General features: G+C 58.9%; 1 protein-coding gene. It reads right to left on the reverse strand.

The window, feature by feature from the left end:
* Positions 1-152: 152 nt before the first annotated feature.
* On the reverse strand, positions 153-684 hold a 532-nt coding region (locus CSC66_RS17215; RefSeq protein ID WP_162378633.1), incomplete at its 5' end, for a DUF1329 domain-containing protein.

A 684-nucleotide genomic window follows, 5' to 3' on the forward strand; every position in this document is an offset into this window, starting at 1 on the left:
CTAGATTATGATTCTCAGTTTGTTGTCTGTATCTGTGTTAACCTATTCTTATGTCGGATCTAGTCACCTCGTCTTTACCATGTTTTCATTCTTACGCATCTTCACGTGCTTGCCACTGTGCTGTGGTACGCTCCATTTGTCTTTATGTTTTTTCACTCGATCGCCACGCACTCCGGCGCGAGTTCGACGGTGTACTCCATGAAGGTCTTGCCCTTCGGGCCGCCGTGCCAGGAATGGTTTTCCCAGTTCGCGTTCGACTTGCCCTTGAAGTTGCCGGCACCGGCGACGAGCAGCGGGCCGCGACCGACGATCTTCGTGTTGCCCCAGGTCAGCATCGGGTCGCCCGCGCCCCAGGCGTCGGACAGGAAGAACGACAGACCCGGAACGATCGGCTCGAAGCGCTGGTTCGCGGGGAACTGGCGCACGCGACGGAACTGCGGCAGGTAGCCGTAGATGTCCGGGAACTTGCGCTGATCGTAGTACCAGGGCACGAGGAACGAGGCACCGGCCTGTTCCTGCGGGGCGGTGAAGAACACGCTCTGATAACGCAGCATGTCCTTCTTGCCCTGGAACACCGGGTCACCTTCGGTGCGGGCTGTCGTGTTCAGCTCGGTCCAGTACAGGTCATACGTGTACGCGGGCGAACCGTCCGGGTTCAGCGAGTACGAACGCACGGCGTACTGC

Source organism: Pseudoxanthomonas kaohsiungensis, assembly GCF_010211765.1.
Taxonomy (GTDB): Bacteria; Pseudomonadota; Gammaproteobacteria; order Xanthomonadales; family Xanthomonadaceae; genus Pseudoxanthomonas; species Pseudoxanthomonas kaohsiungensis.